This is a genomic window from Streptomyces sparsus (genome assembly GCF_054776295.1).
In genome coordinates this window covers 1-5,420 of record NZ_BAAHCA010000281.1, presented here as the reverse complement: position 1 = coordinate 5,420, position 5,420 = coordinate 1, and the positions used below count along the sequence as shown (strand labels likewise).

At 72.2% G+C, this 5,420-nt stretch carries 6 protein-coding genes; 2 read left to right on the top strand and 4 right to left on the bottom strand.

Annotated features, from left to right (window positions below; all coding sequences use genetic code 11):
• Both ACYVE9_RS14405 and ACYVE9_RS14400 read right to left on the bottom strand, forming a co-directional pair.
• The coding region (locus ACYVE9_RS14405) for an MFS transporter (RefSeq protein ID WP_461028232.1) at window positions 1-1,166 on the bottom strand (1,166 nt) is incomplete at its 3' end.
• A gap of 123 nt (window positions 1,167-1,289) precedes the next feature.
• Window positions 1,290-2,318: an endonuclease/exonuclease/phosphatase family protein gene (locus ACYVE9_RS14400; RefSeq protein ID WP_461028231.1), complete on the bottom strand. Its 1,029-nt coding sequence runs from the start codon at window positions 2,316-2,318 to the stop codon at window positions 1,290-1,292.
• A 302-nt stretch (window positions 2,319-2,620) separates the two neighbouring features.
• Between ACYVE9_RS14400 and panB the strand changes: the two genes are divergently transcribed.
• Window positions 2,621-3,475 carry a 3-methyl-2-oxobutanoate hydroxymethyltransferase gene (gene panB / locus ACYVE9_RS14395; RefSeq protein WP_461028230.1) on the top strand — a complete coding sequence of 285 codons (855 nt, stop codon included), beginning with the start codon at window positions 2,621-2,623 and terminating at the stop codon, window positions 3,473-3,475.
• A 103-nt stretch (window positions 3,476-3,578) separates the two neighbouring features.
• Entirely contained in the window at window positions 3,579-4,364 is a 786-nt protein-coding gene (locus ACYVE9_RS14390; protein ID WP_461028229.1) for a site-2 protease family protein, read from the top strand.
• Here the strand turns inward: ACYVE9_RS14390 and ACYVE9_RS14385 are convergent.
• Window positions 4,351-4,557 carry a hypothetical protein gene (locus ACYVE9_RS14385; RefSeq protein ID WP_461028228.1) on the bottom strand — a complete coding sequence of 69 codons (207 nt, stop codon included), beginning with the start codon at window positions 4,555-4,557 and terminating at the stop codon, window positions 4,351-4,353. The two genes, ACYVE9_RS14390 and ACYVE9_RS14385, sit on opposite strands and share 14 nt — an antisense overlap.
• A 60-nt stretch (window positions 4,558-4,617) precedes the next feature.
• Window positions 4,618-5,307, bottom strand: a complete 690-nt coding sequence (gene npdG / locus ACYVE9_RS14380; protein WP_461028227.1) for an NADPH-dependent F420 reductase — start codon at window positions 5,305-5,307, stop codon at window positions 4,618-4,620.
• Between the last annotated feature and the right edge of the window lie 113 nt (window positions 5,308-5,420).

Sequence of the window (5,420 nt, the reverse complement as noted above, 5' to 3'; positions counted from 1 at the left end):
CGGGAGATGCCGGCGACGCCGCCGCCCGGCAGGTCCAGCACCCCGGCGAGCAGGGCGCTGCCCAGGGCCGCCACCGCGAGCACCGCACCGACCAGCGTGGGCGAACTCCAGCCCCAGCCAGCCGAGATGGCGACGCCGCCCAGCCAGGCGCCGCCGGCGTTGGCCAGGTTGAAGGCGGAGTGGTTCGACGCGGAGGCGAGCGTCGGCGCCTCCTGGGCCTTGTTCATCACCAGCACCTGGAGCGGCGTGGTGATCATGAAACCGACCGCGCCGATCAGTACGACGGTGGCCAGCGCGGCCCACTTGAGGTGCACGGTGAAGTGGAAGGCGGTCAGGATGACCGCGAGCGCGGTCAGCGAACCGTAGAGCGTCGGACGCAGCGCCCGGTCGGTCAGCGGGCCGGCCGCGAGCGCGCCCAGCGTCATGCCGATGCCGAACAGGGCCAGCACCCAGGTGACGGAGGTCTCGGCGAATCCGGTGACCTCGGTCATCATCGAGGCGAGGTAGCTGTAGACGGCGAACACCCCGGCGAAGCCGAAGACGGCGGTGAGCAGTCCGAGGGCGACCTGCGGGTGGCGCAGCGCGCGGAGTTCACCGCCGAGCCCGCTGCCGCGCTCCAGGGGGAGGCGGGGCACCAGTGCCCAGAGCGCGGCCATCGCGACCAGCCCGATGAGGGTGACGACGAGGAACGTCGCCCGCCAGCCGAGCTGCTGGCCGAGCGCGGTGCCGGCGGGCACGCCGGCGATGTTGGCGACGGTCAGACCGAGGAACATGGTGGCGACGGCACGGGCCCGGCGCTCCGGGCGGACCAGCCGGGCGGCCACGACGGCGCCGACCCCGAAGAACGCGCCGTGGGGCAGGCCGGCGAGCACCCGCCCGGCGAGCAGGGTGCCGAATCCGGGGGCGAGCGCGGAGGCCAGGTTGCCGACGGTGAACAGCGCCATGAGCGCTATCAGCATGGGCTTTCGCGGCAGCCGCACCCCGACCGCGGTGAGCAGCGGGGCGCCGATGACGACACCGATGGCGTAGGCGGAGACGAGGTGGCCCGAGGTGGGCACGGTGGTGCCGAGGTCGTCGGCGACGTTGGGCAGCAGCCCCATCATCACGAACTCGGTGGTGCCGATGCCGAAGGCTGCGACAGCCAGGGCGAGCAGGGCCAAGGGCATGGGCGGGAGACCTTTCGGGGCAGGGGTGTGCGGCGGCGGGCGCCAGGGAAGTATATGTTCTCTGGCGGAACAAATTCTCCCAGCCGTTCTGTTCCCCCACGCGTCCGGCAGGTTGCGGGACGGCTACATCCGGACGGACGCCGCCACCGGCAGGTGGTCACTGCCGGTGGCCGGCAGGGTCCACGAGGACATCGGTTCCACGCCCTTGACCATGATCTGGTCGATCCGCGCCAACGGGAACGAGGCCGGCCAACTGAAACCGAAGCCGGCCCCCGCCGCTCCCTGGGTGGAACGCATCTGCGCCGTGACCGGGGCGAGCGCCCGGTCGTTCATGGTGCCGTTGAGGTCACCGAGCAGCGCGACCCGGTCGGTGGGATCGCCGGCGATGGCCTCGCCGAGCTGCTCGGCGGCGTCGTCCCGCTGGTGGGCGGTGAACCCGGCCCTGAACTTGACCCGTACCGAGGGCAGATGGGCGACGTAGACAGCCAGGTCGCCGCCGGGCGCGGCCACCGTGGTGCGCAGCGCCCGGATCCAGCCGATCTTGATGTCCACCGGTGCGCTGGCGCTCAGCGGGTACTTGCTCCACACCCCGACGGTGCCCTCCACCGCGTGGTACGGGTACGTCCCGGCGAGCGCGCGCTCGTACACGTCGACCGAACCGCTCGGCAGTTCCTCAAGGGCCATGACGTCCGCGCCGGACTCGGAGAGCTTGCGGGCGGTGCCGGCCGGGTCCGGGTTGTCGGCGTCGACGTTGTGGGCGACCAGCACGAGGTCGCCGCCGCTCTCCTTCTTGTCCGTCAGCAGACCGCCGAACAGGTTGGCCCACACCAGCAGGGGCACCAGCAGCGCGGCCAGCGCGACGACGGACCGGCGCAGCACGGCCAGCAGGAGCAGGCCGACGATCACCAGCCCGGCCCACGGCAGGAAGGTCTCCAGCAGACTGCCGAGATTGCCGATGGTGTTGGGCACCCGCGAGTGCAGGGCCATCACCCCGCCGGTCAGCACCGCGAGCGCCGCCAGCACCCAGCCGCGCCGCAGACTTCCGGGCTCCCGCCAGCCGCGGAACGGACCGCGGAACCGGGAGTCGCTGCCGGGCCGTTGGGACCGTTCCCCGGAGCCTTCTCCCGTCTCCGCCATGTACGCCCGTGCCATGTGCTGTCCTCACTGCGAGTACCACCGGCCGCCGAGCAAGAACCATAGGCGATGGCCGGAAGTGTCCGTACAACGTGCGGGCCCGCTGTGGGCGAACCGCTCACAGACCAGGACGATCACGAAAGCATCACAGTTCCATGCCGACCGGCATGCCGTCCAGATGTGACAGAACGTGCATACTCGGCAGTCCCGAGGGACCGGCCCCGCACTCCCCTTTCCTCCGGCGGTGCGGCGGTGTCACCATGGGAACAGATCCGGGGACGCCGTGAGGGCGCCTCGAGACGACAACAGGAGCCCGTGCCATGACGCATGCACAGGGGGCGGCCGACAGCAGCAAGGCGCTGTACGGCGGAGCCCAGAACCGACGCATCACCGTCCGCGACCTCACCGCCGCCAAGGAACGCGGCGAGAAGTGGCCCATGCTCACCGCCTACGACGCGATGACCGCGTCGGTCTTCGACGAGGCGGGCATTCCCGTGATGCTCGTCGGCGACTCGATGGGCAACTGCCACCTCGGCTACGACACCACCGTGCCGGTCACCATGGACGAGATGGCGATGCTGTCCGCCGCCGTGGTGCGCGGCAGCCGCCGGGCGCTGGTCGTCGCCGACCTGCCGTTCGGCTCCTACCAGGAGGGCCCGACGCAGGCGCTCCGCAACGCCACCCGGCTGGTGAAGGAGTCCGGTGTCGGCGCGGTGAAGCTGGAGGGCGGCGAGCGCTCCCTGCCGCAGACCGAACTGCTGGTGTCCGCCGGCATCCCCGTCATGTCGCACCTCGGCCTGACACCCCAGTCGGTCAACACCATGGGCTACCGGGTGCAGGGGCGCAAGGACGAGGACGCGCACCGGCTGCTGCGGGACGCCAAGGCCGCGCAGGAAGCCGGCGCGTTCGCCGTGGTGCTGGAACTGGTGCCCGCCGCGCTGGCCGCCGAGGTCACCCGCTCGCTCAGCATCCCCACCGTCGGCATCGGCGCCGGTGCGGACTGCGACGCCCAGGTGCTGGTCTGGACGGACATGGCAGGCCTGACCGGGGGACGCATGCCGCGCTTCGTGAAGCAGTACGCGGCGCTGCGGGAGAACCTCGGCGACGCGGCGAAGGCCTTCGCCCAGGACGTCACCGGCGGGTCCTTCCCGCAGCCGGAGCACACCTTCGAGTGAGCCCCGTCTGACCCTCGCCCGCCCGTCCCGACGCCGGGGCGGGCGGGCGCGGAAAGCGGGCGGCGCCGGGACGGCCCCGCGTCGGCCGGTACGGTCGGGCCCCATGGGAACCGAGCGGACGCTTCACCGGATCAGCCCGGTCTTTCTCACGCTGGCCGCCGTCACCGCGGTGGCGGGCTGGGCGGTCTGGCAGGACGTGCCACCGATGACCGGGCTGTGGGTGTTCCTCTTCGTGCTGGCCGGCTGGGTGGTGTCGCTGTGCCTGCACGAGTACGCGCACGCCCGCACCGCGCTGCACAGCGGGGACACCAGCGTCGCCGAGAAGGGCTATCTGACCCTCAACCCGATGCGCTACACCCACGCCCTGCTGAGCGTGGTGCTGCCGGTGCTGTTCGTGGTGATGGGCGGCATCGGGCTGCCCGGCGGCGCGGTGTTCATCGAACGCGGCCGGATCCGCGGGCGGCTGCGGCACAGCCTGATCTCGGCGGCCGGCCCGCTGACCAACGCGGCCCTGGCAGTGGCGCTCACCGCGCCGTTCTGGCTCGGTGCCCTGGACGGGGTGCCCAGCGCGTTCCGGTTCGCGCTGGCGTTCCTGGCGATGCTCCAGGTCACGGCGGCGGTGCTGAACTCACTGCCGGTACCGGGCCTGGACGGCTACGCGGCCGTCGAACCCTGGCTGACGCAGCAGACCCGCGACCGCCTGGCGCCCTTCGCCCCGTACGGGCTGCTGGCGGTGTTCGGCTGCCTGTGGATCCCGGAGGTCAACCAGTTCTTCTGGCAGGGCGTGTACGAGGTGATGGGCGGGCTCTCGGTGCCCGGGGCGGACGTCTACCGGGGGCTGGAGTTCTTCCGGTTCTGGCAGGGCGAGCCGGCCGTCAGCGGTCGCTGACCCCGCCCGCCTGCCGGGCCGCCGCGTCGCGTTCCATCCGGGCCCGCTTCCAGTAGAAGTACGCGATGTTCGAGGCGACGCCCAGCATCAGGATCCACACGACCCCCAGCCAGCTGCCGTTGGCGAAGGACAGCACGGCGGCGGCCAGGGACAGCGCGCAGACGAGCAGGGCGTACAGGGCGAGGCGGGGCATGGGGTGGCTCCAGGTCGGTTCTTCGGCTGGGGCTCCATTGTCCCCCATGCCCCGCGGCCCTCAGATGTCGGTGAGGCGGACCCCGGCGTGCGCCCGGTAGCGGCGGTTGACGGAGATCAGGTTCGCCACCAGGGACTCGACCTGGTGCGCGTTGCGCAGCCGCCCGGCGAAGACCCCGCGCATTCCGGGGATCCGGCCGGCGAGCGCCTGCACGATCTCGCAGTCGGCCCGGACCTCACCCAGCACCATGACGTCCGTCTCGATGGTCTCGACGTCCGGGTCCTGGAGCAGCACGGCCGACAGGTGGTGGAAGGCCGCCGTGACGCGGGACTCGGGCAGCAGGGCGGCGGCCTGCTCGGCGGCGCTGCCCTCCTCCGGCTTGAGGGCGTAGGCGCCCTTCTTGTCGAACCCGAGCGGGTTGACGCAGTCGACGACCAGCTTGCCGGCGAGTTCGGCGCGCAGGCTCGTCAGCGTCGCCGCGTGGCCGTCCCAGGGCACGGCGACGATCACCACGTCACTGCGGCGGGCGCACTCGGTGTTGTCGGCGCCCTCCACTCCGTGCCCGAGTTCCGCGGCGGCGGCCTCGGCCCGTTCGGCGCTCCGGGAGCCGATGACGACGCGCTGGCCGGCTTTGGCCAGCCGGTGGGCGAGTCCGCGCCCCAGGTCGCCGGTGCCGCCGAGCAGGCCGACCACGAGTCCGGAGACGTCCGGCAGGTCCCAGGGGTCCTTCTTGGGTGCTGGTGAAGTCATGGGCCCGATCCTGCCAGGGTGATCGCGCTGCACGGCTACCGGGGAGTAGTGGCGCGTCTCACGGCCTTGCCAGCCCCGACGTCCGCTCTCCGTGGCCTCGGGGGTGCGTCCCG

What these genes read in the sequence shown, in the direction of transcription:
- panB (WP_461028230.1), top strand. Translation starts at nt 2,621, where the DNA reads ATGACGCATGCACAGGGGGCGGCCGACAGCAGCAAGGCGCTGTACGGC.
- ACYVE9_RS14400 (WP_461028231.1), bottom strand. Translation starts at nt 2,318, where the DNA reads ATGGCACGGGCGTACATGGCGGAGACGGGAGAAGGCTCCGGGGAACGG.
- npdG (WP_461028227.1), bottom strand. Translation starts at nt 5,307, where the DNA reads ATGACTTCACCAGCACCCAAGAAGGACCCCTGGGACCTGCCGGACGTC.
- ACYVE9_RS14385 (WP_461028228.1), bottom strand. Translation starts at nt 4,557, where the DNA reads ATGCCCCGCCTCGCCCTGTACGCCCTGCTCGTCTGCGCGCTGTCCCTG.
- ACYVE9_RS14390 (WP_461028229.1), top strand. Translation starts at nt 3,579, where the DNA reads ATGGGAACCGAGCGGACGCTTCACCGGATCAGCCCGGTCTTTCTCACG.